The sequence below is a fragment of the Campylobacter concisus genome (genome assembly GCF_003048875.2).
GTDB lineage: Bacteria > Campylobacterota > Campylobacteria > Campylobacterales > Campylobacteraceae > Campylobacter_A > Campylobacter_A concisus_AU.
Map to the genome: position 1 here is coordinate 373,679 of NZ_CP049264.1, position 24,807 is coordinate 398,485.

The 24,807-nt window shown below is 36.7% G+C and carries 30 protein-coding genes; 12 read left to right on the top strand and 18 right to left on the bottom strand.

What is annotated here, in order from left to right; translation table 11 throughout:
- Window positions 1–18 precede the first annotated feature (18 nt).
- The 18 genes from CVT07_RS01880 to mraY all read right to left on the bottom strand — a co-directional run bounded on the left by CVT07_RS01880 (window position 19) and on the right by mraY (window position 13,707).
- Entirely contained in the window at window positions 19–363 is a 345-nt protein-coding gene (locus CVT07_RS01880) for a hypothetical protein (RefSeq protein WP_107935697.1), read from the bottom strand.
- Between the two features lie 135 nt (window positions 364–498).
- A complete protein-coding gene (locus tag CVT07_RS01885; protein ID WP_107935699.1) occupies window positions 499–864 on the bottom strand; it encodes a hypothetical protein in 366 nt (121 codons plus the stop codon).
- A gap of 32 nt (window positions 865–896) precedes the next feature.
- Window positions 897–1,667 (bottom strand): hypothetical protein, encoded by a 771-nt coding sequence (locus CVT07_RS01890; RefSeq protein WP_107935701.1) that lies wholly within the window; start codon window positions 1,665–1,667, stop codon window positions 897–899.
- Between the two features lie 15 nt (window positions 1,668–1,682).
- A complete protein-coding gene (locus tag CVT07_RS01895; protein WP_107935703.1) occupies window positions 1,683–2,018 on the bottom strand; it encodes a hypothetical protein in 336 nt (111 codons plus the stop codon).
- 30 nt (window positions 2,019–2,048) lie between these two features.
- Complete coding sequence (locus CVT07_RS01900; protein ID WP_196375748.1) at window positions 2,049–2,837, bottom strand: hypothetical protein; 789 nt, start codon at window positions 2,835–2,837, stop codon at window positions 2,049–2,051.
- A 29-nt stretch (window positions 2,838–2,866) separates the two neighbouring features.
- Window positions 2,867–3,538, bottom strand: a complete 672-nt coding sequence (locus CVT07_RS01905) for a hypothetical protein (RefSeq protein WP_107936815.1) — start codon at window positions 3,536–3,538, stop codon at window positions 2,867–2,869.
- A gap of 78 nt (window positions 3,539–3,616) precedes the next feature.
- Window positions 3,617–4,330: a hypothetical protein gene (locus tag CVT07_RS01910; protein ID WP_230855726.1), complete on the bottom strand. Its 714-nt coding sequence runs from the start codon at window positions 4,328–4,330 to the stop codon at window positions 3,617–3,619.
- Window positions 4,331–4,416: 86 nt separating this feature from the next.
- Entirely contained in the window at window positions 4,417–4,980 is a 564-nt protein-coding gene (locus CVT07_RS01915) for a hypothetical protein (RefSeq protein WP_107936819.1), read from the bottom strand.
- 3 nt (window positions 4,981–4,983) lie between these two features.
- On the bottom strand, window positions 4,984–5,562 hold the full coding sequence (locus CVT07_RS01920) for a hypothetical protein (RefSeq protein ID WP_107936821.1): 579 nt from the start codon (window positions 5,560–5,562) through the stop codon (window positions 4,984–4,986).
- A gap of 21 nt (window positions 5,563–5,583) precedes the next feature.
- Window positions 5,584–6,051: a hypothetical protein gene (locus CVT07_RS01925; RefSeq protein ID WP_107936823.1), complete on the bottom strand. Its 468-nt coding sequence runs from the start codon at window positions 6,049–6,051 to the stop codon at window positions 5,584–5,586.
- The gene (locus CVT07_RS01930) at window positions 6,048–6,218 is read right to left on the bottom strand and encodes a hypothetical protein (protein ID WP_196375749.1); all 171 of its coding nucleotides are present in this window, start codon (window positions 6,216–6,218) and stop codon (window positions 6,048–6,050) included. The genes CVT07_RS01925 and CVT07_RS01930 overlap by 4 nt, the downstream gene beginning before the upstream one ends.
- Entirely contained in the window at window positions 6,215–6,595 is a 381-nt protein-coding gene (locus CVT07_RS01935; protein ID WP_107936825.1) for a hypothetical protein, read from the bottom strand. Before CVT07_RS01935 ends, CVT07_RS01930 begins: the two co-directional genes overlap by 4 nt.
- The gene (locus tag CVT07_RS01940; RefSeq protein WP_107936827.1) at window positions 6,592–6,933 is read right to left on the bottom strand and encodes a hypothetical protein; all 342 of its coding nucleotides are present in this window, start codon (window positions 6,931–6,933) and stop codon (window positions 6,592–6,594) included. Before CVT07_RS01940 ends, CVT07_RS01935 begins: the two co-directional genes overlap by 4 nt.
- 8 nt (window positions 6,934–6,941) lie before the next feature.
- Window positions 6,942–7,412 carry a hypothetical protein gene (locus CVT07_RS01945; RefSeq protein ID WP_107936829.1) on the bottom strand — a complete coding sequence of 157 codons (471 nt, stop codon included), beginning with the start codon at window positions 7,410–7,412 and terminating at the stop codon, window positions 6,942–6,944.
- A gap of 4 nt (window positions 7,413–7,416) precedes the next feature.
- Window positions 7,417–10,752, bottom strand: a complete 3,336-nt coding sequence (locus CVT07_RS10090) for a hypothetical protein (RefSeq protein WP_230855727.1) — start codon at window positions 10,750–10,752, stop codon at window positions 7,417–7,419.
- Between the two features lie 149 nt (window positions 10,753–10,901).
- Complete coding sequence (gene murD, locus CVT07_RS01955; RefSeq protein ID WP_107936831.1) at window positions 10,902–12,119, bottom strand: UDP-N-acetylmuramoyl-L-alanine--D-glutamate ligase; 1,218 nt, start codon at window positions 12,117–12,119, stop codon at window positions 10,902–10,904.
- Window positions 12,120–12,123: 4 nt separating this feature from the next.
- Window positions 12,124–12,639 carry a hypothetical protein gene (locus tag CVT07_RS01960; protein ID WP_107936833.1) on the bottom strand — a complete coding sequence of 172 codons (516 nt, stop codon included), beginning with the start codon at window positions 12,637–12,639 and terminating at the stop codon, window positions 12,124–12,126.
- Between the two features lie 3 nt (window positions 12,640–12,642).
- Entirely contained in the window at window positions 12,643–13,707 is a 1,065-nt protein-coding gene (gene mraY / locus CVT07_RS01965) for a phospho-N-acetylmuramoyl-pentapeptide-transferase (protein WP_107936835.1), read from the bottom strand.
- A 79-nt stretch (window positions 13,708–13,786) separates the two neighbouring features.
- On the opposite strand from mraY, the gene gpmI reads away from it, so the two are divergent.
- The 12 genes from gpmI to CVT07_RS02025 all read left to right on the top strand — a co-directional run bounded on the left by gpmI (window position 13,787) and on the right by CVT07_RS02025 (window position 24,793).
- Window positions 13,787–15,250, top strand: coding sequence for a 2,3-bisphosphoglycerate-independent phosphoglycerate mutase (gene gpmI / locus CVT07_RS01970; RefSeq protein ID WP_107936836.1), 1,464 nt, complete (start codon window positions 13,787–13,789; stop codon window positions 15,248–15,250).
- A gap of 36 nt (window positions 15,251–15,286) precedes the next feature.
- On the top strand, window positions 15,287–16,030 hold the full coding sequence (gene fabG, locus CVT07_RS01975; RefSeq protein ID WP_107936839.1) for a 3-oxoacyl-ACP reductase FabG: 744 nt from the start codon (window positions 15,287–15,289) through the stop codon (window positions 16,028–16,030).
- An 86-nt stretch (window positions 16,031–16,116) separates the two neighbouring features.
- Window positions 16,117–16,350 carry an acyl carrier protein gene (gene acpP, locus CVT07_RS01980; RefSeq protein ID WP_002941395.1) on the top strand — a complete coding sequence of 78 codons (234 nt, stop codon included), beginning with the start codon at window positions 16,117–16,119 and terminating at the stop codon, window positions 16,348–16,350.
- A gap of 34 nt (window positions 16,351–16,384) precedes the next feature.
- A complete protein-coding gene (locus CVT07_RS01985; RefSeq protein ID WP_107936841.1) occupies window positions 16,385–17,596 on the top strand; it encodes a beta-ketoacyl-ACP synthase II in 1,212 nt (403 codons plus the stop codon).
- Window position 17,597: 1 nt separating this feature from the next.
- Entirely contained in the window at window positions 17,598–18,533 is a 936-nt protein-coding gene (gene accA / locus CVT07_RS01990; protein WP_087582860.1) for an acetyl-CoA carboxylase carboxyl transferase subunit alpha, read from the top strand.
- A gap of 202 nt (window positions 18,534–18,735) precedes the next feature.
- A complete protein-coding gene (locus CVT07_RS01995) occupies window positions 18,736–19,590 on the top strand; it encodes a CbrC family protein (protein WP_107936843.1) in 855 nt (284 codons plus the stop codon).
- Window positions 19,591–19,602: 12 nt separating this feature from the next.
- Window positions 19,603–20,445 (top strand): YwqG family protein, encoded by an 843-nt coding sequence (locus CVT07_RS02000; protein ID WP_107936845.1) that lies wholly within the window; start codon window positions 19,603–19,605, stop codon window positions 20,443–20,445.
- Window positions 20,446–20,865: 420 nt separating this feature from the next.
- Window positions 20,866–21,480 (top strand): riboflavin synthase, encoded by a 615-nt coding sequence (locus CVT07_RS02005; protein ID WP_107936847.1) that lies wholly within the window; start codon window positions 20,866–20,868, stop codon window positions 21,478–21,480.
- 10 nt (window positions 21,481–21,490) lie between these two features.
- Window positions 21,491–22,210: a polyphenol oxidase family protein gene (locus tag CVT07_RS02010; RefSeq protein WP_107936849.1), complete on the top strand. Its 720-nt coding sequence runs from the start codon at window positions 21,491–21,493 to the stop codon at window positions 22,208–22,210.
- The gene (locus CVT07_RS02015) at window positions 22,200–22,409 is read left to right on the top strand and encodes an acetyltransferase (RefSeq protein WP_107936851.1); all 210 of its coding nucleotides are present in this window, start codon (window positions 22,200–22,202) and stop codon (window positions 22,407–22,409) included. Before CVT07_RS02010 ends, CVT07_RS02015 begins: the two co-directional genes overlap by 11 nt.
- 10 nt (window positions 22,410–22,419) lie before the next feature.
- A complete protein-coding gene (gene iadA / locus CVT07_RS02020; RefSeq protein WP_107936853.1) occupies window positions 22,420–23,562 on the top strand; it encodes a beta-aspartyl-peptidase in 1,143 nt (380 codons plus the stop codon).
- A gap of 193 nt (window positions 23,563–23,755) precedes the next feature.
- Window positions 23,756–24,793: a hypothetical protein gene (locus CVT07_RS02025; protein WP_021088606.1), complete on the top strand. Its 1,038-nt coding sequence runs from the start codon at window positions 23,756–23,758 to the stop codon at window positions 24,791–24,793.
- Window positions 24,794–24,807: the final 14 nt, after the last annotated feature.

Below are 24,807 nucleotides of genomic sequence, written 5' to 3' on the forward strand. Positions count from 1 at the left end.
AGTTCTTTCTACTTAAATTTATTTTGACTGCTGTAATTCTTTAAAATACTCTTTTGATATAAGCATTTTTTTTGGCACCCATTCCTTTTTGTTTATAGCCTCACACGCTTCGAAATTTACTACAGCTCTCTTGTTTTCATCAGCATCTATTCGTAGCGCCAGGTAGCATCCATTACTCTCATATATATACTCATTTGCAAAATAGGCTAGTTTCTCACCATATTCGTCATCGTCTGTTTCTGGGTCAAGATCAATATTTTTATTCTTGGCTATTCCAGATATTTTTATGGTATCGTTATTTGCTTTATTCTTATAGATTAGGCTAAATTGGATCTTATCTTTAGCTATCTGTTTTATGCTCAAATTTGCACTTACAATATCTGTTTTATATGTAAAAACTTGGGCAAATAAGCTACTACAAATAGTTACAATAAGAAGTATTGTTTTTATATCATTTCTCCAAAAATTTATTTAGAACAAAAAATAAGGGCACTATTTTTATTTGTCAAATTTTAAATATTTACTATCGCAATCTTCAAAATGATTATACTCGTTCATAGAGTTTCCGTAGTTTTGTATGACTATGCTACCATTTTCATACATCCCGCCAATCTTTTTAAATTTTATATAAATTCCACCTTCGCCATTGCTTTTTATGCTTGATATGTAGCCTTGTGATTTTGTCTGATTATTATCCACTATCTTGTAAAAATACTTTGCCTTATTGGTATTTTTCGTTATTTCTATTGAAATATTACAAGGCTCATTCTTGTAAATCCCCGTTAAATTTATATCTTTTGCGTAGGCGTTATGCGCCATAAAGCCTAATGCTATAAAATAAAAAACAACTATCTTTTTTACCATATCTATCCGCTCTTTTTTGGTCGCATTATATCCTATAACAAAGGTAAAACTAAATGACCATTTTTGTCAATGAGTGAGTACTGCACGAGCATGAGATACAACATGTCATCTATCTGTGGGTACTTGTCATCATAGTAGTAAATTTTGTATTTTTGCAAAAATTCGTTGTTTATTTCAGCTCTTTTTACATCTCTTGGCATGCTACCATTTTCTATCGGTACATATTTTAAGGTATCTTCAAAGACCTCTTTAAATTTCTCGTAGTCTTTGCCGTAAATTCTTTTAAATAGCTCTTTATCGTTCTCGTAAAGCAGTAGAGCAAGTTTGGCAGTATACTCTCTATAGAAATTCTTTATGCAGTAGATACTTTCAGATACAAAAAATGCTGATTTAGCAACAAAGCTATAGTCATACTCTTTTTTTGAGTATCTAATGCACTCTTTTTTACTATCTTTTATTCTTTCTCTTGCTGTCTTTTGAGCTTTTTCTTTTAAATTTGGAGCTTCTTTTGCAATTAGATTATAAAGATCAGCAAAATAATTATCTCTAAAAGAGTTATAGTCTGACTGGCATATAAAGTCTTCTAAAGAGTATTTTTTAAATTTATATTTGCCCTTTGTATCATAGCAGGCAAAGCTTGGCTTGCTCTTTGTACCGTAGTCTCTCCAAGGACTTGAATCATAATCATTTAGTTGGTAAAAATCATTACTAAATTTATTGATAGCATTTTCAGGGCTTAAAGGCTCAAAAGCGCTTAAATTTAAACTAGCAATTAGGGCTAACAATATAATTTTAAATTTCATTCTATTTCCTTGCCTTTACCTATATTTAATTATTATTTGGTAAACGATGCGTAATATAGCAATAGTTGCAACTAAGGCTAAATTTATTAAGATTAGCACTGATATAAAAGGCAAAAAAAGAAATTCTCCAGTATCTGGATCCCAAAAAGTAGGATCTAAAAGATCTTTTGAGGTATTGTATAAAAAGCAACCACATCCGATCCAAACGTTAAGTGTGACAAATAAAACTAGCTTAAAAACTAGAGTATCAAATTTTTGAGAGACCTTTTTAAATAGAGCTTTAAGAAAAAGAAATAGTAAGAATATGCCTATTTCAAAGAAAATTATGATCAAGATAAAATTTAGGCTCATTAAAAATCCTTTGTGAAAAAAATTTATACATCACTCCTCTTTTCTATTCTCTGGTAAAACTAAATGACCATTTTTGTCTATTAGTGAGTATTGGACTAAGACTATATAAATTAGATCATGGATTTTATAATTATCATAATCACCAGTATAGTCATCATATTTTCTTAAAAACTCAGCATATGGTTTATCATCTGTATTTTTAATACCATTTAGCTCTACTTCTGAATAAAGTATAGGCACATACTTTAAAGTATCTTCAAATACCTCTTTAAATTTCTCGTAATCTTCGCCGTAAATTCTTTTAAATAGCTCTTTATCGCTCTCATAAAGCATGAGTGCAAGCTTTGCCGTATAGCTTCTATAATATGACCTAGAGCAATGAATAGCACCAGATATACTAAATGTTAGTTTGCAATTTTGTTTAAACTCTTTTGAAAACTTCTTTATACACTCTTTTTGAGTTTTAGTTATCCTCTCTCTAGCTATCTTTTGAGCTTTTTCTTTTAAATTTGGAGCTTCTTTCACGATTAGATTATAAAGATCAGCAAAATAATTATCTCTAAAGGCAGTACTTCTTGACTGACATATAAAATCTTCTAAAGAGTACTCTTTAAATTTATACTTATCCTTATCATCATAGCATTTAAAGCTAGGAGTAATTGTGTCAACACCATAATCTGCACTGCACCATACTATGGTATCAACCTGCCCATAGTCGTCGCTAGCTTTCTCATAAGCTCTACCTGGCATCATAGGCTCAAATCCATATAAATTAAGGCTTATTAGAAAGCTTGCCAGTAATATTATTTTAAATTTCATAATTTTCCTTATTTCTATTTAAGATAAATCTATCGTGATCTATTCAAGATACTCTTTGTATCCAAATTTATATCGCTACCTAGATACTTTTCATATTCTTTTATATTTTTAGAGTTTATTGGATTGCAGCGGATAGCATTATCTATCTTGCCTTTGTTTTGCTTTCTACACTCATTTTTATCCACAAAACCTATATTTTCACATTTTAAAAGATGGTCCAAGTCATCTTTAATGTTCCTTTTTAGCTCGATTTTCTCTTTTTGTTGTTCTGCATTATTATATAGCTCATCTCCTTTCCACTCCATCATGCAGGCATCATCTGTTTCGTTTATCAAAACACAGCCATTTTGCATATCAATGACCAAACAATGTGTCTTATCTTTCCATAAAGGTTTTTCATTTTTATCATCAGAATAACCAGTAATGTAGCCTCCCTCTAAAGCATCTAATATTACATATCTACCATAACCAGACAAGATACTGCCATTAGGACCAAAGTAGTATGTGGCGTTATTGATATATATCGTAGAATTATATTCTTTGCTAGAAAAGATTAGTTTCTTGTATAAATTTACCTCAAAATGTTCATTTTTATGAACTTCTTTAAATATCAAAGAGTTTCCATTTTTGGACTTGATGACAGTATCTTTTGCATTTAAGCCACTTGCTAAAGCAAATATTAAAACTATAAATTTAATCATTTTGTTGCTTATCCATTTTTAACAAAATTTAGACAATCGCCTATAGGTTGTATGAGTTTGACTTTGCAAGCGAGCACACTACTCCTCTTTTCTATTCTCAGGTAAAACTAAGTGACCATTTTTATCTATTAGGGAGTATTGGACTAGTAAAACATAGCTTACATCCCAGTAGTGATTATGCTCAAAGCCCTCAATATCGTAATCCTTATATTTCTCTTCAAAATTTTCATAAAGCTTTAAATTTTCTTCTTTTTGCTTTGCGCTTATGCCTTCAAATTTTAGGTCTGATATAGAGATGGTATCTTCAAATACCTCTTTAAATTTCTCGTAATCTTCGCCGTAAATTCTACTAAATAGCTCTTTATCGTTCTCGTAAAGCATTAAAGCTAGCTTTGCTGTAAAGTCTCTATACTTTTCACTTATACAACCTATACTTTCAGATACAAATAAAGCCTTGCTCTCTACAAAGCTATAGTCATACTCTTTTTTGGAGTATCTGATGCACTCTTTTTGGGTTTTAGCTATCCTTTCTCTAGCTATTTTTTGAGCTTTTTCTTTTAAATTCGGAGCTTCTTTTATTATTAGATTATAAAGATCAGCAAAATAATTATCTCTAAAAGAGTTATAGTCTGACTGGCATATAAAGTCTTCTAAAGAGTATTTTTTAAATTTATACTTTCCTTTGGCGTCATAGCAGGCAAAGCTTGGTGAGACAGTGTGGCTGCCATAGTCCATTGTAGGATCAAGTGGATAGTCGTTTATCTGTAAAAAAAGAGAGGCAAATTTTCTCATAGCTTCGTCCGGGCTTAAAGGCTCAAAAGCATATAAATTTAAGCTTACTAACAAATTTATTAATAATATGGTTTTAATTTTCATGATTATTCTATTGGCGTATCGCAAGGTGCTCTTTTTGATATGCTTTTTAGTTCCTTTTTACCATTTTTAAGTGTTTTTAGTACAAAATATTCTTGTTTGCAATCTTCGCTTTCAAAATTTATGTATCTTGCCATTAGCAGATCGCTATCCTCTCTAGTGTAGAGTTCAGCAAAACCAGTTAAACTGCTACTCCCAACAGCAAAATTTGCTTCAGTATTATCAAATTTCTCTATACCTTCTATTTTTACTGTTACACCCCTGCTTAAATCTTCAACCGTTCTGTAATAACAACTAGTGCCACAACTATGTGTAACTATCATATACTTACCTGCAAAATTTACGTAAAAATCTTGTTGATTGCTTACAAATTTACCAAGTTCATCCCTATAAAGCCCTTCTTCATCCTTCTTGTAGCTATTTGAAATTTTTATCTCACCTTTATATACTTCTTTGACCTTATGTTTCTCAAACTCAGCCTCTAGTTTTTTATCTGTAGAATCTAAAGGCTCGTAAGCATATAAATTTGCGACTACCATAGTGGCAAACAACAAAAACCAAATTTTCATATTCTATGATCCTTCAACAGTATATCCATCAGGATTTTTTGTTAGGAATTTTTTAACAGCATCCGCATCATATCCTTCGCACTCTTCGTCACATTGAAAATCCAAGACTTTTGTTAGAGGCGAAACAATGATCGAATTTTCTTTTTTGTTTAACTCATAGCAATTAGTTATATTGCTCTTTGTGCCATTTAAAGAGTAACTATTGATGACACAAAGATTTTTCTTTTTATTTATATCCGCAAAAAACACTGACTTTATTTCATCTAAGATATCTATAATATCAGGTTCTACTAAGTTTTTATCTGTGTTTAAGAGTACCATTTGTGTTTTGTTGTTTTGTGTTTTTAAAAACGTAAGTACAGCTAAAGCACCATCTAGTTTTACTACGACTGGTTTATGGGGCATTGTAGCTTTATCATCTATTTTGCATTGCTCCCAGTCATCTTTTGTCCATTGGCTTTGAAACTTTTTAGAGATAAACATGCAGTTTATTTCGGCTCTATTGGCATTTTTTGGAGGTTCGTACGCATATAAATTTAAACTCATTATAAGGCTTATTAATAGTATGGCTTTAAATTTCATCTTTTATCCTTTATAAATTTATTAGTCAGGTAAATTCCAAGATATAAAATGATATGCATTTACTTTGTCATCTTTTTCTTCAAATAACCACAATTCACAGCTGTCGTCAGGATTACGCTCACTTTTAGGGGAAAATAACTGAACCAAAAGAGTATTTTTATTTATCCATTTAAAATCAAAATCATAAGAATAGTTATTTGCATCGTGGGTTATATATCTTATATTTTTCATTCGTTCTATATCTTTTAGCTCTGGCTGCGGTGGATAAAATAATATTAAAACATAATCTTTCCATACATCTAATATGCTTCTATAGTAAATATACATATCTTCATTCCAAATTTTCTTAGCAAGCTTTTTACAATCTTTATTTAAAAATTTCTTAGGTACTGCCTTTCTTTCCCAGTCGTCATCATAATCATCTGTTGCAAATGAGGCACCTAATGCTAAAAATAAAATTAAGACTATTTTAAAAAATGCAGTTTTCATAGTGTCTCTCCAAACGTGTTTTTATATCCCTCTTTTAGTATCTCTATAGGATCTGCTAGGTCTTTACGTCTTTTAAATTTATTATTTGGATCATTTGTGACAGTTAAAGGAGCGTCTTTGTTGGTCCCATTTGTAAAATACTCAAAGTGAAGCATAGTTACTATCACTTCTGTTGTTCTTTTTCAAATTCTAAAAATTTGATATCGCAATCCTTAAAATGCATATATTGATTCATTGAATTTCCATAGTTTTGTATAACAAGAGTATCATTTTCATATGCTGCTTGAAAATTTTTAAATTGTACATAAAATTCACCCTCGCTATTGCTTATTATATCGGGCATATATCCTTTTGACTTGGTTTGATTATTTTCTGTTATAGTGTAGTGGTATTTTGTTTTATTACCACTATCTTTTTTTGAAATTTTTATTAATATATTGCATGGTTTAAATTTATATGTTCCAGTTATATTTATATCCTTAGCATAGCTGCTAGAGCATACTATAAGCACAAAAAATGCTATAAAGAATTGTGATTTTTTCATTTATCTACTCCTAAAATTGTATTAATTTTTGCTCTTCTACTCATGATTGTATCTCTCTTTTTTCCTTTTGGTAATTTTAAATAATCTTTTGTTAGTTCAAGGTATCTTAAGCGACACTCATTTGATTCAGAGTTATTTAAATTGGCATATTGATAAACAGCATCGTGAATATTCCATGCTTTGCTGCTTTTGATAGAGTAGTTATTGTCTTCTAGATTATTAAAACTATCCCTCAAACATTCTATTTTTGAATGCATTTTGAGTAAATTATTTTTCCTATCACTAAATCCATTAAAACCACCGTTTATTCTATTAGTCGCATTATATCTATTTAACAAAGGTAAAACTATATCTTTTTGATCTTTCCATTCTCAAATTTATATTTGCTTTCTTCAGATAGTTTCCCGCTACCTTTAAAATTTGGGTCGCCGTTGTTGGTTAGTGCATTTTTGTGTGGTTTGTCTATTATCAAGATGCCTTCATTAGTGACTTCGAAAAATGGCACACTCGCGCACCAATCTATCTCGCCTTGAAATTTTATCTTGTCATCGTCTTTCTTTTCAAAAATTCTTAAAGGGCCGTGTCCATTGCAAGCAGCATAGTTTTGTATGTCTTGAAATATCCACACTTCGCTGCGATTAACTTTGGTATAAAATATTAAATTTGGTTCAAGCTCATACTCGCACTCTCTGCTATAAATCTCTTCATCATTTATGCTTATGGAGCATTTGTTATCCTTGCTATATGTTTCTATACTTAAGTTTTGAGCATTAGAAAATACGATAAAAAGTAGTGATAAAAATAAAAATTTTTTCATAGAATTAACCTTTATAGCCTTTTTTTAGACCCTTTTCTAATTTTTCCTTAACTTTTGCCGCAGCTTCCTCTTTTGTAATGCTTCCATCCATATTTTTGTCTAATCCTTTATTTGCTATATAGCTAGAACTACTAGAACTAAATAATACGTAATCGTTCGACTTACCAACAGCTTTTGGATAAATAATTGCCATATAAATGTCCTCTATGGTTTCAATTTTTCCAGCATAAGGCATAAAATATTTTTCTACATATTCAAGTTGTTCAACTTCAGACATATTTGCTAGTTTTGATGTGGTTGTCCCTAGGCTAGCTGCTGTTGTTTCTAAAAATTGTATAAGTCCTATAGCACTAGCAACTGGATTTTTTATACTAGCTGAAAAAGTCTCACCTGTCTCAAAAGCCATGCATGACATTAAAAAATCAGGATTTATTTTTAAATTTATACATATTTCTATAACTTTTTCCTTAAATTCTAAAGAAACTTTTTTACCCCAAGCAATTTTATTGTCTGTTTTTAAATCAACCCCAACCCCTTCATCCCCATCCACCCACATACCCTTATCTACTCTTGTTATACTCTTTGACTCATTAAAAGAGTTGATAAAGCTATTCATATTATCTTTGCTTAGTAGATTGATACCATACTTGGTATCTTGGTTTATCTTTGTTTGATCTGTTTGGTTTGTGTTGCTTGGGTTTTGATTGTTTGTGGAATTTGCTTCATCTATGTAAATTTGATATCTCTTATTTGTACTATCTTCACTCTTTAGCTCTTTAGTAAGCTTGTCATCTTCATAGATATTTATATCCTGTGCTGACATATCTTTATTTATATATAAGTAGCCACTTTTATTTACTAAGGCATCATCATGATTTAGACTAGCTTTAAAGCTCTTCTCTTTTATAGCATGCTCAAACTCATATATGATGAGCTTATCATCTTTAAATTTAATATATAGAGGTATCTTTATATCTATCCTTATATGGTTTTTACCATATACGCTTTTGTATTTAAATTTATCCTTCTCTCCTTCAAGATATGCAAAAAATACTATAGTATGACCACCTTGCTTTAGCCTCTCTAGATCATCTTTTTTTATAAGATCTGAAATTTTAAATGCTATCTCTTTACCCTTTTGATCTTTTAAGGCTACAGCTTCTCTAGGTTGTTTCTTTGATAGCTCGTTATATTCTATGGTTTTTATCACCATATATCCCCAAAGTACCTCTTTATACCTCTTGCTACCTTTTTCTTGTTTATATATAGCCTTTAGGCTTATCTCTTCATTTGTCTTAAATGGATACTCATTGTCAGATACTACATTTACTATATGATCTGTTATATCTCTTAAAGATACTTTGTTTGTATAGCTAAAGCTACCACCACTTTTATCTTTATATCCTATAGATATGATAGCTGTACCAGTGTAGGCATGTATCCCTTTGGTATCATAAATTTTGCTTAGATCACTTGAATAGACTATAAGCTTGGTATCTTTCTTATCATTTCTATCTATAGGGATATTAAATGTAGCTGTATATGAGTTTTTGATATCTGAGTCTTTATTTTTAACTAAAGATATACTCTCATATATACTCTTATCACCGCAGTGGTGAAGATATATCTTATCTATATCACTAGCTTCACCTTTTTCGTTTTCAATGATGAGATTATTTAGTGTTAGAGCAAGGCTTGAGCTAGATGTTGATGTAGGTTCTGCATTATTACCAAGAGCTAGACGAAGCTTCATATCAAACATAGCTGAGTCTTTATCATCTCTAAGGGTAAAGTTATTCTCCTTAGCGAAATTTAGAAGATTGAAATTTAGATATTCGTCTTTAGATGAAGGGAGGGGGAAGTGGCTCATCTTTACCACACCATCTTCTAGCTTGTACTCTATCTCATCGCTACTTTGCCTTATACTAGTAAAGCAAGCACCCTTTGTCTTGTTTTTATCATCTTTGCCATCATCGTTTTCTTTATAAAGGATCACACTATCTGACTTTGTCTTTGCGTTTTTAAATTTGATATCTCTATCAGATGAAGCGCCCTTATTCTCTTTCTCATAAGAGTCAAATTTAAAGTCAGTGAGTATTAGCTCGCATAAATTTAGCTTGCCATAGTTTGGCCTGCTAGGGTTTAGCTCTTTTGGGTTTAGCTCGCTGCAGTCAAATTCGCTTTGGCTAGCTAACACTATGGTAAAGTTGCTCTTTTTAGGCTGAAATATCCTAATAGGAGTAGCCGTCTTGATAGGGCAGAGTATTAGCATATCCTCTTGCTTATAAAGCTCTTCTTCTCTTCTTTTTAAGAGCTTATTTATCCTTGAAGCGTTAGATGTAGAAGAGGATGTTAAATTTACGCAGTAGATATTTTCGGTCTCAAATTTCTTTGATGTCTCAGAGCTCAAAAGAGAATTTAGCTTATCGGCAAATGGCTTAAATAGCCCCTCGCACTTTGAATCGGTGCTATTTGATCTCTCTTCATCTTTTTGCATAAATTCTAAATGAGTGACATCCTCTTTATGCTCTTTACCGTTTTTGTCTTTTGTGACATACATAGCTTTTGAGATATTTAGGTGGGTAAAGATATCTATGCACTCGCCAAAGCTGACGCGCTCCATGCTAGCTGCGCTAGACGTGTCGTTTAGAGCTTTGTTGTTTTCGTCTGACTCGTAAAGGCCAAACTGAGCTGAGATCTTTTTTCTTAAAAGTTTAAGGTTGTGTGGATTGTCACCGCTAAAGCTCTCGTGAGCTAGCCAAAACCACGCTTTAAAGCGGCTTTTGCTCTTGATATAGCTTGCTAAGGCTGGGTCGATATTTTTCTTGCTACTTATGTGAAGCAAGGCTAGGAGTGCTACATGCTCTTTTGAGACATTAGATGTCCCAGATGAAGTGAGTTTGACCTCCTCTAAATTTGCAAGCGACGAGCCCCTTAGCTTCTCTTTTATATCAGCCACTAGTGGCTTTAGTTTTGACTCTAATATGGCATTTAACTGCTCGTCTTGGCTAAATTTAAACTCAGGCAACTCTGTGCCGTAAGCGACCTTTGCAGCATTATTTATATCGTTAAAAAGCTTTTCTGTATTTATTTTTGAAACCACGGTTTTAGTTGTAGTGTCGGTTATTGTTTTTCTAATAGCCTCTATCACTTTTGCTTTGTTGGCACCATAAATTTGAGTACATATCGCGTCTAGATCGTCTTTTAGACTAAAGCTATAGCCCATAAGTAGCTTGTCGCCAGAGATGAAAGGCTTATTGATGTCGGCGCTATATGATAGTTTGATGATATCTATTAAGTTTTCTTTAAAATTTGCATCATTTCTAGGGGTAATTGGCATAAAATTCTTCCTTAATTTTTTCGCCAAATATTAGCATAAACTTAAAAAGTATTCAATAAAAAACTCTTATAGAGAAAATTTTTGCTTTTTCTTTAAATTTTGGTAGCAAAATTTAGACAAAACGCCAACATCTAAAAAATAGTTTAAAATCAAAGAGCCCTTATAAACTCTTTAAATTTATCTCCTCGCTCGGCGTAGCTCTTAAACTGATCAAGGCTCGCAGCTGCTGGGCTTAGAAGCGCTATCTCGCCTTTTTGTAGCTCTTTACTTATCTCATTTACAGCGTTTTGTAAAAAGTCGCATTTTAGGGCAGGGACGCCAAATTTAGCAGCTAAATTCATAAGCTTGTCGCTATTTGAGCCGATGGCGTAAATTTTGACTTTAAGATCCTTTAAAATCTCAAATAGCTCATCCATGCTAACGCCCTTGTCGTCGCCGCCGAGGATCAGGTGCATGAAGTGATCTTTGTAGCGTTTAACAGCTTGAATACTCGCATCTATGTTGGTCGCTTTTGTGTCATTTACCCAGTTTCGACCCATCTTATCAGTAAATTCTTCGAGCTTGTTTGCCTCGATGACAAATGTGTTTAAAAGCCCCACATCGCAGCGATCAAATAAAATTTTCTCCACCGCAAGTGCCAGCAGTGCATCAAGTAAAAACGGCGTTTTAAAGGCTATATCGCCCAAATTTACACCGCAAAAACAAGCTAAGTCGCTCTCATCTTTATAGGCGATCACTTTGGCCTTTGTAGGCGTTTTAGCATAAATTTCAGGCACGATAGCTACGCTTGTTTCGCTCATGCTAGCAAGCGGCTTAAGTTTTGCCTTTTCGTACTCGCTCATGTTGCCATGCCAGCTTAGATGATCTGGAGTGATCGGCAAAAGCACGTAGATGCCAGGCGTTGCGTGCTTTGTGTAGTGCAGCGTAAATGAGCTAGTCTCAAGTATCCAAATTTTAGCATGCGGGTCTAAATTTGCTAGCGCGATGCCGACGTTTCCGCCCATGACTGAGCCCTTGCTCTCTAGCAGGTGCTGCATCATCTTTGTAGTCGTTGTCTTGCCGTTTGTGCCGCTTATCCAGATGTTAAATGGCAAATGCGCCTTGTAAATTTCATAAAAATAGTCATATTCGCTGATCAAATTTTTAGCTTTTTTTATAAGCTCGTGGTGAGGCGGGATGCCTGGGCTTGGTATCTCTAGGCCGCTTTTTGCTGGGTCAAATTCGCCAACTGGCAAAAGAGCGTTGCCAAACTCGTCCTTAGAAATTTTGCTAAATTTATCATCGTAGATATCCCAAAGTCCGTCATTTACGAAGTTTTTAGCGATCGCCTTTGTCGTGCCACCATAGCCAAAAAGTGATTTTCTCATGCTTTTATCCTCTTTTGCCCCATAAAATTTCTACTATCTCGTTAGCACTTAGCTCACGCATCACGCCCTCTATCTCGCGGCGCTCAAAGAGCTCAAAGCTAAATGTTTTGGCAAAATTTAGCTTCAAAAACTCTGCAAAATAAGCGCCTTTGCAGGCAAATGTCACTCTTACATAAAATGCCTCTAAAAAATCATCATCAAATTCAGGCACAGGCGCCAACATACGCTCTACGATCTCGCTAAGCTCATCTTTTGTTATATCAGGCACCATTTTTGGCTCTGGCAAGGCGATGTCAAAGGCGAGATTTTCAGCGCCCTCGGCCTCCCACCACTCGTGCAGGCTAAATTTACTCATATCCTTGCCGCTTATCTTGGCTAGGCGCTGCTCTACCTTGCGGTACTCTTTGCCGTCTTCATCGCCAAATTCGTCGCAATAGTCGGTGTAGGCTAAAATTTGCTCCAAAATTTCATCATACTTTTTTCTAGCAGCTTCAAAGTCAGGCTCTATCTGCGCTCGCATGATCTACCTGATCTTTAGCGCGGTTAGTGCGATCAAATTTGCCAAAAGCGCGATGATCCAAAAGCGCACGATGATCTTATTTTCAGCCCAGCCCTTTATCTCAAAATGGTGATGTATAGGCGCCATTAAGAAAATTCTGCGTTTAAAAATTTTAAAGCTGCCAACCTGCAAGATGACGCTTAGCGTCTCAACGACAAAGATGAGGCCGATGATGATGAGCAAAATTTCGTTTTTGGTCGCAACGCCCATAAAGCCGATATATGCGCCAACGCTTAGGCTGCCGCTATCGCCCATAAAGACCTCGGCCGGATGGCAGTTAAACCACAAAAAGCCCATGAGCGAGCCAATTAGCGCAGAGGCTACGACTACGCTCTCGCCAACGCCTGCGATCTTTGGTAAAAGTAGGTACGAGCTAAAGACAGCGTGGCCGCAGATGTAGGCAAAAACGCCAAGTGTTAAAAGCGAAAATATCGATGGCACGGCGGCAAGTCCGTCAAGTCCGTCTGTTAAATTTACCGCATTTGAGGCTGCGACGATGACTAGCGTCCAAAAGAAAATGGCAAAAATTTTCATATCAAAGATCGGCTGCTTGTAAAACGGCAGGTAAAACTCGGTGTTTAGCTCTTTGCTGATGTATAAAAACGCTGCGAGTAAAAAGGCGATGAGAAACTGAAAAAAGAGCTTTGCCCTTGGGCTTAGGCCGGCGTGGTTTTTCGCACCTAAAATTTTGCTGTAGTCATCCTTGTAGCCAAGCAGAGTAAAGCAAACTAGGCAAAAGAGCGAGGCTAGCACAAAGGCGTTATCAAGCCTAGCGCAGATGATCGTGGCGATCACGGCTGTAAATACAAAGACAAGCCCGCCCATGGTTGGCGTTTTTGCCTTTTTTTGGTGAGTTTGCGGGGCAAGCTCGTAGATAGGCTGGGCGGCGTTTTTTGCCTTTGCCCAAGCGATAAATTTAGGCATCAGATAAGCTGTCAAGATAAATGCTATGAAAAACGCGATGCCAGCGCGAACGGTGATATACTGAAAGATATTAAAATTTAAAATTTCATAGATATAGTAAAACATAGGGGCCTTTATTTTAAAAAAAAGCAATTTTAGTATAATGGCCTTAAAAATTATCTAAATTTAAGGATAAAATTTAAAAATGGCTCAAAAAACTATACTTATAATAACTGATGGCATTGGTTCAAACAAAAATGGCAAATTTAACGCATTTGAGGCGGCAAAAAAGCCAAACTACGATAAATTTTTTAAAGAAATTCCAAACTCACTTATAAAAACCTCTGGAAACGCTGTGGGACTACCTGAAGGGCAGATGGGAAACAGCGAAGTAGGGCACATGTGCATAGGAAGCGGGCGAGTTTTATATCAAAATTTGGTCAAAATTTCACGAGGCTTTAATGATGGCTCAGTAGCAGAAAATGAAGCGTTAAAAGCTCTTTTTAAAAAGTGCAAAAAGATCCACGTCATAGGGCTTTATAGCGACGGCGGCGTGCACTCTCATATGGAGCATTTTGATGGTATGTGCGAGCTTGCTAGCAAAAGTGGCTGCGAAGTTTTTGCCCACGCTATCACCGACGGACGCGACGTTAGCCCAAATAGCGGTCTAAATTTCATAAAAAGCCTGGAGGCTAAATTTAAGGTAGCGACCGTTTGTGGGAGATTTTACGCAATGGATAGAGATAAACGCTGGGAGCGCGTAAAAGAGGCCTATGATAGCTTGGTAAAGGGAGCAAATTTAAGCAGCTTGTCGCCAAGTGAGTATCTACAAAAAAGCTACGATGAGGGCGTGACAGATGAGTTTGTAAAGCCAGCAAGCTTTAATGGCTTTAGTGGCATGGGCGAAGATGACGGCGTGATTGTGATAAATTTTAGAAATGATAGAGCAAGAGAGATTTGCCAGGCTCTAGGTGAAGAGAAATTTAGCGAGTTTGAGCGCCCTTTTGCTATCAAAAATCTAATCACCATGACCGAATACGACGCAAATTTTAAATTTGAAGTGCTCTTTAAAAATGAAAAGATAAAAAACACTCTAAGCGAGGTCATAGCGGCTGCTGGACTAAGGCAGCTTCACACGGCTGAGACTGAAAAATACGCACATGTCACATTTTTCTTTAATGGCGGCGTCGAGGAGCTAGCTAGCAACGAAACTAGGGTGCTCATCCCTAGTCCAAAAGTAAAAACCTACGACGAAAAGCCAGAGATGAGCGCTGCTGAGGTTTGCAAAGCCGTGCTAAAGGGCATGGATGACGAGCAAGACTTTATCGTGGTAAATTTTGCAAATGGCGACATGGTGGGACATACTGGCAACTACGAGGCCGCTATAAAGGCGGTTGAAGCGGTGGATGCAGCTCTTGGAGAAATTTATGCCAAGGCAAAAGAGAAAAACTACGCTATGATCATCACAAGCGATCACGGAAACTGCGAAGAGATGCGTGATAGCAGCGGCGAGTTACTGACAAACCACACGACCTATGACGTCTTTTGCTTTGTGATGGCTGATGGCGTAAAAAAAGTAAAAAACGGCGGTCTAAACAACATCGCGCCTAGCGTTTTAAAACTCATGGGGCTTGAGATCCCAGCTGAAATGGACGATGCGTTATTTTAAATTTGATAATATAAGCAAAATTTATAAGGAGAATCTATGAAATTTAGCGGAAAAAACGTGCTAATAACAGGTGCAAGCAGAGGTATCGGCGCACAGATCGCAAAGACGCTTGCAAATATGGGCTTAAAAGTGTGGATAAACTACCGCTCAAAGCCTGAGATAGCAGACGCTTTGCAGGCTGAGATCGAACAAAATGGCGGCAAGGCTGCGGTGATAAAATTTGACGCAACAGACGAAGATGAGTTTATAAAAGGTATAAATTTGATAGTCGATAGCGACGGCGAGCTAAGCTACCTTGTAAATAACGCTGGTATCACAAATGACAAGCTAGCGCTTCGCATGAAAACTAGCGAATTTACAGATGTGATAAATGCAAACTTAACTTCAGCTTTCATAGGATGTAGAGAGGCTTTGAAAGTGATGAGTAAAAAGCGCTTTGGAGCGGTCGTAAATGTCGCATCTATCGTTGGTGAGATGGGAAATGCTGGACAGGTGAATTATTCAGCTAGCAAGGGCGGACTAATCGCCATGAGTAAGAGCTTTGCAAAAGAGGGCTCAAGCAGAAATATTCGCTTTAATAGCGTAACTCCGGGCTTTATCGAGACTGATATGACGCATGGGCTAAGTGATGAGGTAAAAAAAACTTATAGCGACAATATCCCGCTAAAACGCTTTGGTAGCGCTAGCGAGGTGGCTGAGGCTGTGGCATTTTTACTAAGTGATCACGCGAGCTACGTGACTGGCGAGACGCTAAAAATAAACGGCGGACTTTATATGTAATGAAATTTCAACAAGTTTTGAAATTTAAAATAAATAAAAGCGTAAATATTATAAGATAACAGACATTTTTTATAAGGAGACCTTAAATGGCAGTATTTGAAGACGTAAGAGACGTAGTTGTAGAGCAACTAAGCGTAGATCCACAAGCGGTAAAACTAGAGTCTAAAATCATCGAAGATTTGGGCGCTGATTCACTTGACGTTGTAGAGCTAGTTATGGCTTTAGAAGAGAAATTTGAAGTAGAAATTCCTGATAGCGAAGCAGAGAAATTAGTAAGCATTCAAGACGTTGTAAATTATATAGAAAAACTAGGCAAATAATTTAAATTTGCATAGTTTGATTTAAGGAGATGTATTGAAACGAGTCGTTGTAACTGGTATTGGCATGATAAACGCACTTGGTCTTGATAAAGAGAGCTCTTTTAAGGCTATTTGCGAGGGTAAAACAGGTGTGAAAGAGATCACGAGCTTTGATGTAAGCGAATTCCCTGTTAAAATTGCTGCCGAGATAACTGATTTTGATCCAAATAGCATTTTAGACGGCAAAGAGGTGAAAAAAGTAGATCGTTTCATACAGCTTGGCATAAAAGCATCTAACGAAGCTATGGCTGATGCAAATTTTAAGGAGTTTGATGCTCATAAATTTGGCGTTAGTTCAGCAGCTGGTATAGGTGGTTTGCCAAATATTGAGAAAAACTCAATCACATATTTTGAAAAAGGCGTAAAGAGAATTTCGCCATTTTTCATCCCATCTGCACTTGTAAATATGCTAGGTGGCATAGTTTCAATAAACCACGGACTAAAAGGTCCAAATTTATCAAGCGTAACAGCTTGTGCAGCAAGCACTCATGCGATATCACAAGCTGCAAAATGCATAATGATCGGTCAAGCAACAAATATGCTAGTTATCGGTGCTGAGTCTACTATCTGTGGCGTTGGCATAGGTGGTTTTGCAGCGATGAAAGCACTCTCAACTAGAAATGATGAGCCAAGTAAGGCATCAAGGCCATTTGATGCAAACCGCGACGGCTTTGTAATGGGTGAGGGCGCTGGCGCACTTGTACTTGAAGAGTATGAGTCGGCTGTTACAAGAGGCGCTAAAATTTACGCTGAAGTAGTTGGATTTGGTGAGAGCGGAGATGCACACCACATCACATCACCAACACTTGAAGGCCCATTAAGCGCGATGAAGCAAGCACTTGATATGGCAAAAGGCGTAAAAATAGACTACGTGAACGCACATGGTACTTCAACGCCAGTAAATGATAAAAATGAGACAGCTGCGTTAAAGGCTGTTTTTGGTGATAAGTGCCCACCAGTTAGTTCAACTAAAGGTCAGACTGGACACTGTTTAGGCGGTGCTGGTGCGATCGAAGCTGTCATATCTATAATGGCAATGAGAGATGGCATCATCCCTCCAACGATAAACTACGAAACGCCAGATCCAGATTGCGATCTAGACTACGTTCCAAATAAAGCCAGAAAAGCTGATATAAAAGCTGTTATGAGCAACTCATTTGGCTTTGGTGGAACAAACGGCGTCGTGATATTTAAAAAGTTGGATTAAGATGTCAAATTATTTAGATTTTGAAAAGAGCATAAAGCAAATTGATGAAGATATAGCAAATGCTAAAATCAGAGGCGATGAACATGCTGTTGAAATTTTAAATAAGAACTTATCTAAAGAGATATCAAAAGTATATAAAAATTTAAACGAATATCAACGTTTGCAACTTGCTCGTCATCCAGATAGACCATATGCTATTGATTATATAAATTCATTTTTAGTTGATGGCTATGAGATCCATGGCGACAGGGCGTTTCGCGATGACCCAGCAATAGTTTGCTACATCGGCTATATCGGAGGTAAAAAGACTGTCGTTATAGGCGAGCAAAAAGGTCGTGGCACTAAAAATAAACTAAAAAGAAATTTTGGTATGCCTCATCCGGAGGGTTACCGAAAGGCTTTACGCGTAGCAAAATTGGCTGAAAAATTTAACCTACCTATCTTATTTTTGATAGACACTCCAGGTGCGTATCCTGGCGTTGGTGCTGAAGAGCGAGGTCAAAGCGAGGCCATAGCTAGAAATTTATTTGAATTTGCAAATTTAAAAACTCCAATAATAGCTGTCGTTATCGGTGAAGGCGGAAGTGGTGGTGCTTTAGCTATCGGCGTGGCTGATAGACTTGCTATGATGAAAAACTCTGTCTTTTCAGTCATCTCGCCAGAGGGTTGTGCTGCGATACTTTGGAACGACCCAGCTAAGCAAGAGCAAGCTACAAAATCTATGAAGATAACGGCTGATGACTTAAAAAATTTATCGCTTATAGATGACGTGATAAACGAGCCGATAAATGGAGCTCATAGAGATAAAGACGGTGCTGCAAAAGCACTTGCAAACTACTTCATCTCAGAGCTAGCTGAGCTTGAGAAGCTTGATATAAACGAGCTTGTCGCAAAAAGAATAGATAAAATTCTCTCTATCGGAGCTTACGAAGAGTAAAATTTATAGTCACAAGTGAGTTGAAATTTAAGTAAATTTGCTTGTGACTCTCCTTTGCATTAAATTTAATACGCTTTTTTAATTCTAAAAAATGAAATATTTTTATATTTTTATCGCAATCTTCTAAATTTTAATAACTCATCTATGCGACTTTTAAGTGTTTAAGGCTAAAATTCTTAGCAAATTTAAACAAAGGTCATTTGTGGATAAATTTCAAGAAAAATATATAAAACTTTCAAAAGATTACTACAAAAATAACGGTAATGCAGCGAGTGTGGAGGCTTTGTATCAGTTTAAAGAAGAGCTTGAAGCAAGCAAGGATGCGCAAGCAAAACACGTTTTAGTAGATATTTATCAGCTTTTATCTATGCAAAAGAGCGCTTATGAGCTACTTTTAAAGATACACGATAAAAACGACAAAAAGCAGCTAAAAACACTTGGTTACCTTTCGCAGTTTATGGATGAGGGCGACAAATGGGCGGTGCCAAGACCAAAAAGTAAAGGGCAAATTTTAGCCCAAAAGGCAAAGGTCGCCACCTTGCCAAAATTTCGCTATCACCCAGAGCCATTAAAAACTGGCGCATTTAAAGATGATATGAGTGTCACCTGCGAGTGCTGCGGCAAAACCACTGAAATTTACTATGATGGCAGCATATATAGCGAGCAAGATGTCACCTATCTTTGCTCAGCTTGCATCGCAAATGGCGAAGCTGCCAAGAAATTTGACGCTATCTTTGTGCAAGACGCCGACCAACTCGCCACTGATGACGCCAAAAAAGATGAGGAGCTTTTTAGAAGAACACCTGGCTATGAGAGCTGGCAGGGCGAGCACTGGGTGGCATGCTGTGATGATTATTGCGCATTTTTGGGTGATGTGGGCACGAAGGAGCTTTTAGAGCTTGGCATCGCAGACGAGGTCTTTGATGACTACGCAAAAAGAGACGATTACGACGTGAAAATGGCGCGCGAGGTGCTTGTAGCGGGCGGCAACTTTGCTGGATATTTGTTTCGCTGTTTGCACTGTAAAAAGTATCACATCTACATTGATGCTTGCTAAAAAGGGAAAAATATGGATCTAAATGAAATTTATAAAGGCTGCAAAGAGCGCGGTCTGGAGGGGCTTTTTGAGTTTTTAAAGCCAATGGCTAAAAATGCTATAAAGATAGATACGCAGGCTAAAGATGACGGTGATATCGCTGTTGGAGCGTCTAAATTTGGCGGACAGCCAGATCTGCCAGCTAGCGTGCCTTGGCCGTCAAATGAAAACGGCGCGCTTAGCTTTGTGGCGCAGATAAATTTTGCTGAGGTTAGCAAATTTGACACCGATGGGTTACTACCAAAAAGTGGCATGCTCTATCTTTTTTATGATATAAATTTACGCATCTGGGGCTTTGAGCCTGCTGATAAAAAGGGCTTTGCCGTGATCTTTGCCGAGGCAGCTCAAGACCAACTTGCTCGCCAAAACATGGATGGCGTGAATTTCACATTTGGCGCACGCTCTCTTAGCTTTAAAAACGAGCTAAATTTGCCAAGTTTGCAAAGCTCGCTCGTGCCATTTGGCAAGTTTAGTGAGGAGGAGTGGGAGGCCTATCACGAGGTCATCGAGCCAAGCTGGCAGGCCAAAGAAAACAAGCTACTTGGTCACTCTGACAACATCCAAGACGGCATGGAGCTAGAGTGCGAGCTCGTGGCAAATGGCCTTGACTGCGGCGATGGTAGCGCTTATCACCACCCAAATATCGCGGAGTTTGAGAAAAATGCCGCCCAGTGGCAGCTGCTTTTGCAGATAGATAGCGATGAGCAGAGCGACATGGACTGGGACGGAGAGGGTAGAATTTATCTGTGGATAAAGAGGGACGACCTAGCGGCGCGTGACTTTAACAAAACTTGGCTAGTTTTACAAACGAGCTAGGGACGAAAATTTAGCCAAAAGTTCTTGCTGGTGTGGATTTGGTAGTAAAATTATTTGGCATGCCATCTAAATTTCGCGCGTAGAATGTGTAAATTTAAAAATTTAAAGGCAAATAGTAGATGAAATTTAATTTTTTGTAGTTTTGCAGCTAGTTAAATTTACTTTGCAAGTGACTTTTACTCCCATACTAGCGGCTCATCGCTAAATTTGCCAACATTCTTGGCTCTCTTTAAATTTCTCTTTGCTGATTAGATAGAAATTTATGTACTTTTTGTGTTTTGGCGTAACCGCTCAATAGTTGCTTTAAAAGTTATCTTATCCACGATATTTGGTATTAAATTTCACAAAACTAGCATATCTATCCATGCGCCAAATTTAGGCAAATTTTAGTAAAATCCTTAAAAAATTTAAAGGCAAAATATGTTTAATGGCTTAATCAGAGAGCTTGCCGAGGTCATTAGCTACTCGCAAAATGTTTTACGGCTAAAGGCTAAATTTCGCCCAAATTTAGGCGATAGCATCGCAGTAAATGGCGCTTGCTTAAGTGTAACAAAACTATATGATGATGGCTTTAGTGTGGAGCTAAGCGCAGAGAGCAGGGCAAATGTCGCGGTTGAAAATTTAGCCGGCTTGGTGCATATCGAGCCTGCGATGAAGCTTGGAGAGCGAGTAGATGGGCATTTGATGCAGGGGCATATCGACTTTATCGGCGTGATCTCAGCTATAAATAAGCATGAAAACGGCGTTGATTTTTACATCGACCTGCCAAAGGAGGCGATGGCTCTCATGGCAAACAAGGGCTCAGTGGGCGTTGAGGGTGTGAGCCTTACGATAAATGAAATTTTGCCAAAGGGTATCAGGCTCACGATCATTCCCATCACTTTTAGAGATAGCCTTTTTGGCACTTTCAAGGTCGGCAGACGCGTAAATATCGAGAGCGACTTGCTGGCTCGCTACGTGGCTAGGATGCTTGAGGCTAAGCAAAATGGCGGCCTTAGCTGGGACGAGGTCGAGAGAATTTCAAGCCTTTACTAAGCGAGCAAAGATGCGTGAAAATTTAGAGATCGTTTTTGATAAAAATGGCATAGTAGCTGGCTTTACAAACAGGCTTGGCGGCGTGAGCGAGGGTAAATTTAGCTCGCTAAATTTAGGCGATCACGTGGGCGATGAGCCAAGAGATGTTATAAAAAATAGAGAAATTTTGGCTAGAAATTTGGGTGTTAGGCAGCTTAAATTTATGAAGCAGATCCACTCGGACAAGGTCTTTGTTCTTGAAAACGAGGACGATGAGCTACCAGAGTGCGACGCTGTGATCACAAATTTAAGCTGTGTGGGCGTCTGCGTTTTGGTGGCGGACTGCTCGCCAGTTGTGATGATAGATGAAAAGCGCGGTGTGATCTGCGTGGCTCATGCAGGAAGAGCCGGCGTTATGCTAAAAATTTGCACAAAAGCAGTTATGCTCATGGGCGAGAAATTTGGCTCAAAAGCAGATGAAATGAGCGTCTTTGTCGGGGCAAATATAAAAGGTGGCTGCTACGAGGTGGGCGAGCTTGATCTTGGGGAATTTAACGCATATAAGATAGGTAGAAATTTTGATATGAACGCGACCTTAAGGGATGAATTTAAGGCACTTGGGGTTAGAAATCTAAACTTTAGCGAGATCTGCACGCACTGTGATGAGAGATATTTTTCGTACCGAAGAGACGGCGTGTGCGGTAGATTTTGCGGATTTGCAGTGAAATTTAAGGATAAAAATGGGATATGAGAGCTTTAAAAATCCACTAGCGGCAAAAATAGCTCAAAACGCTAGAAATTTGGGCTTTGAGCAGCTTATGAACGAAGAGTTTGTGCAGATGCTACTTAGCTCAAAAAAGATGGAGCTAAGCGCCGTGGATAGGGAAAGTATCGAGCAAATTTTTATAAAACTGATGGAGATAGAAGAAAAAGTACAACTTAGCAAATAAAGGAGAAAATATGCTTTTGCTTAAAAATGCTAATCTATACACGCCAAAATTTCTTGGCAAATGCGATGTTTTGGTAGGTGGCGGTAAAATTTTAGCCATCGGCGAGGGGCTAAGCTTTAGTGTAGAAGGGCTAGAAATTTACGACCTAAAAGGCAAAATTTTAGCCCCGGGCCTCATTGATCAGCACGTGCATATCACGGGTGGTGGCGGCGAAGCTGGATATCACTCAAGAACGCCTGAGATTACGCTTAGTCAGATCGTAAAGTACGGCACGACGACGCTTGTTGGCGTTTTGGGGACCGATGGTGTCACCAGAAGCTTGGAAAATCTCTACTCAAAGGCAAAAGCGCTCGAGTTTGAGGGCATCTCGACCTTCATACACACCGGCTCATACGCAAGCCCCTGTGTGACATTTACCGGCGACATCGCAAAAGATCTCATACTAATCGACAAAGTGATCGGCGTAAAGATCGCACTAACCGATAACCGCGGCAGCTACGTCTCAAAAGAGGAGCTCATCAATATACTAAGCAAGATACGTATAGGCGGCATGGTCTCTAAAAAAGGCGGCGTGCTTCACATGCACATGGGTGCTTTAAGCGAGAAATTTGACAACGTATTTAAGGTGATAAAAGACTATGAATTTCCAGCCTACTACTTCTCGCCGACACACTGCGCTAGGACGAAAGACCTGTTTAACGAGGCTTTGAAATTTCAAAAAATGGGCGGAAATATCGATATCACAAGCGGTGGTAGTAAATTTGCCCCACTTCATGAGGTGGTGGCTTATGGCCTTGAAAATGGGCTAAATTTAGAGCGACTAACTATGAGTTCAGACGGCAATGGCAGCGTGCCTAAATTTAACGAAAATGGCGAGCTAGTGGGATATGGCTGTGCCTCATGTGCGTCAAATTTAGAGGTATTGCAAGCTTTAGTAAGAAATAAAATTTTAAATATAGAAGATACCTTGGCTTTGATGAGCAAAAACGTGGCGAGATATCTAAATTTAAGCCAAAAAGGCGAGATAAAAATCGGCAACGACGCTGATCTTTGCGTCTTTGACGAGGAGCTAAATTTATACGATGTGATCGCAAAAGGCGAGTTTTGTGTTAAAGACGAAAAGGTCGTTAAAAAAGGCTTTTTCGAAAATTAATATCCTTAAAGATATAGTAAATTTACTATATCTTTTTATATGCTCATACATACCGATTTTATAGGCTTTTATGAGTGAAATTCTGTAAATTAATATATTAAATATTTTATTAATGTAAGTTAAGTAAAAATTAAAAATAACCAGAATAAAATACATTATTTTTTAAAAAGGATATTTTATACAAGGACTAAATATGGATGAGCAAATTTATGCATTAGATAATAATAAAGAACCATTGATTAACATAAGATATGGAGTGTATCAGGTAATAGATGAAAAATTTATCAATTTTTTAAACGATAAACTTGATGTTAAGTTTAGTAATTTTGCCTATAGACAGAAAGATGGCACTTCTTTTTTTAATAATTCTGCAATTTTTTGTGATGGAACAGTGTGCAAAACTTATACAATAGAGAAAGAAAAGAAAGAAGACTTTAAAAAAGAAGTAAAAAATTTAAAACTAAATGATAGCTACATAAATAGAAAAATACCCTATAGTGATACTTTTATTTATTTTGAAAAGGAAAATATTCTTTTTATTTTAAATGTGCTAGCCGATGACAGAATTTATTATGAGCACTTTATTACAATTTTTAGAGAAGATGAACAACTCAATGAGTATGATAAAGAAGTTAGTTCTGAGATAGATAAATTGGGGAATTACGATTTCCTAGACTTAGATAATACACACAATATATTTTATAGTGAAAAAGGGATTGTTTTTATTAGTAAGATAAAAAATCCTTTTTTTAATCAACTAAATAAAGGTTGTGAAGTAGTCGTTGTTTTTTTATATCTTGTTATGAAATATACTAGTGAACTTAGTAAAACGCTGACTAATAATATTAATGATTTGAAATCTGTTTTAAAAGCAAGAGAGAATTTGTTGGAATTTAAAATTAAATCAAGAAATGCAGTTTTAAAAGTAGGGCTGATAGAGTTTTATAAAAAATTAAATACTATGTTTGGAAAGTGTAGTCAAGTTGATGAAAATTTAGAATTATCAAGAGAAAAATTTTATATACAAAATGAATTAAATAAAATTGAAGATAGAAAAAGAGAAAAGAGTTTTCAAAAATTTGTTAGTATTACTACTATTTTGATTGCTATTTTTGCTTTCTTTCTTGGTTTTGCTGGTGGCTGCATGGATTGGCAAAAATTTCTAGGTTGGGAAAAATTAGAAATTCAAAAAGTAATCAATAGTAAACAAGTGGAGAATTTGCAAAAATAAGACTTTGTTATTAT